This is a genomic window from Cryobacterium sp. M23, assembly GCF_002929655.1.
Classification (GTDB): Bacteria; Actinomycetota; Actinomycetes; order Actinomycetales; family Microbacteriaceae; genus Cryobacterium; species Cryobacterium sandaracinum.
This window is the reverse complement of sequence record NZ_PJJV01000014.1, coordinates 1-2,136: the sequence shown is the minus strand read 5'-3', so window position 1 is coordinate 2,136 and position 2,136 is coordinate 1. Positions and strand designations below refer to the sequence as shown.

Genomic DNA, 2,136 nt, shown 5'->3' with positions numbered 1-2,136 from the left:
GTGTTAACGCCGACCGAAAACAGGACCATTAACGCCGATTGAAAACAGGACCACCGACCAGTATGGAAGGTGATCAATATGGACGATTGGGCGAAGATACGCCAACTGTTTTCGACGGGTGAGTACTCGAAGCGGGAGATCGGGCGGCTCGTCGGCGTCTCGCGGGGGACGGTGGAGCGGGCGCTGGAAACGGACCGGCTGCCGAAGTACCAGCGGCCCGCTGTCGGGTCGAGTTTCGACGCGTTCGCCCCGCAGGTTCGGGCGTTGTTGGCCGTGACGCCGTCGATGCCGGCGTCGACGCTGGCCGAGCGCGTCGGCTGGCCCGGGTCCGCGTCGGTGTTCCGCGAGAAGGTCGCCGGCGTCCGGCCGGAGTATGTCCCGCCGGATCCCGCGGACCGCCTCGTTCACGAGCCGGGCCGGCAGGTCCAGTGCGACTTGTGGTTCCCGCACGAGCCGTTGCCGCTGGGACACGGGCAAGAGGGCATGCCGCCGGTGCTGGTGATGACGTCGACGTTCTCCGGGTTCTTCCAGGCGGTGATGTTGCCGTCGCGGAAGACACCCGATCTGCTCGGCGGGATGTGGTCTCTGCTGCAAGCCGCGCAGGCGGTGCCGAAACGGCTGCTTTGGGACAACGAGACCGGCATAGGCCGCGGCAAACTCACCGAGCCTACGGCCGCGTTCGCCGGGACGCTGGGCACCGAGATCAAGCTCCTCAAGGCGCGAGATCCGGAGTCCAAGGGCATGGTCGAGCGCCGCAACCGGTTCTTCCGCTCGTCGTTCATGCCGGGCCGCGACTTCGCCTCACCGCAGGACTTCAACGAACAGATGGCGGCCTGGCTGCCGATCGCGAACGCGCGGCACTCCCGCTCACGGCGGGCCAGTCCGATCGACCTGATCGCCCAGGACCGGGCCGCGATGCGCCCACTCTCACCCGTGGTCCCAGACGTTTTGTTCCGCAACACGGTTCGGCTGCCCCGGGATTACTACGTTCGGGTGCACTCGAACGACTACTCCGTCGCGCCGGCCTTGATCGGCAGGCTTGTGGACGTGACCGCTGACCTCGAGCGCATCCACGTCGCTCACAACGGTGTCACCGTCACCTCCCACGACCGCGCTTGGGCCAGGCAGTTGACCGTCACCGACCCCGACCACGTCGCCCAGGCCGCCGTGTTGCGCCGCCAGTTTCAGACGCTGCGCCGCCATCAACGACCCCAGGCTCACGTCGCTTTCGTCGAGACAGCCAGCCTCTCGTCCTACGACGACGTGTTCGGTGTTGACACCGGTCGCGGCCTGACTGATCTGAGCCTGATCGCATGAGCGCGACCGCATCTCAGATCGAGTACTGCGCCCGCGCGCTGCGCGCCCCGAGGATCGGCGACGCGTTCCGGCGCCTGGGCGACCAAGCCCGCGACGCCGGCTGGTCGCACGAGGAATACCTCGCCGCGGTCCTTTCCCGCGAGGTCTCTGAGCGGGAAGCGTCAGGTGCGGCGCTGCGGATCAAAGCCGCCCGGTTCCCTGGGCACAAGACGTTGGAGGACTTCAACTTCGATCACCAACCCTCCGCCGACCGGAACCTGATCGCGCACCTGGGCACGAGCACCTTCGTCACCGAGGCGAAGAACGTCGTCCTCCTCGGCCCGCCCGGCACCGGCAAGACACACCTCGCCGTCGCACTCGGCGTTCAGGCCGCCAAGCACGGCCACCGCGTCCTCTTCGACACCGCAACGGGCTGGGTCGCCCGCCTCCAGGACGCCCATTCCCGCGGGAAACTCGCCGCGGAGCTGACCCGGCTGCGCCGCTACAGCGTCCTGATCTGCGATGAAGTCGGCTACATCCCGTTCGATCAGGACGCTGCGAACCTGTTCTTCCAGCTCATCGCGAGCCGCTACGAACACGCGTCGCTGATCATGACGAGCAACCTGTCATTCGGGCTCTGGGGCGAGGTCTTCGGCGACCCGACCGTCGCCTCCGCGATGATCGACCGCATCGTCCACCACGCCGACGTGATCAGCCTCAAAGGCACCAGCTACCGGCTCAGAAGCCACCAGCCGGCACCCGGTACGGCATAGTAGAAACACACATAGTGGCCCTGTTTTCAAACGGCACTACTGGCCCTGTTTTGGGTCGGCGTTAACA

General features: G+C 66.6%; 2 protein-coding genes. Both read left to right on the top strand.

What is annotated here, in order from left to right; genetic code table 11:
• Positions 1-78: 78 nt before the first annotated feature.
• Complete coding sequence (gene istA / locus CXY82_RS00115; protein ID WP_104169155.1) at positions 79-1,317, top strand: IS21 family transposase; 1,239 nt, start codon at positions 79-81, stop codon at positions 1,315-1,317.
• A complete protein-coding gene (istB, locus tag CXY82_RS00110; protein ID WP_104169154.1) occupies positions 1,314-2,069 on the top strand; it encodes an IS21-like element helper ATPase IstB in 756 nt (251 codons plus the stop codon). Before istA ends, istB begins: the two co-directional genes overlap by 4 nt.
• The last annotated feature ends 67 nt before the right edge of the window (positions 2,070-2,136 follow it).

Coding starts and splice junctions, on each gene's coding strand:
- istA (WP_104169155.1), top strand. CDS start 79: ATGGACGATTGGGCGAAGATACGCCAACTGTTTTCGACGGGTGAGTAC.
- istB (WP_104169154.1), top strand. CDS start 1,314: ATGAGCGCGACCGCATCTCAGATCGAGTACTGCGCCCGCGCGCTGCGC.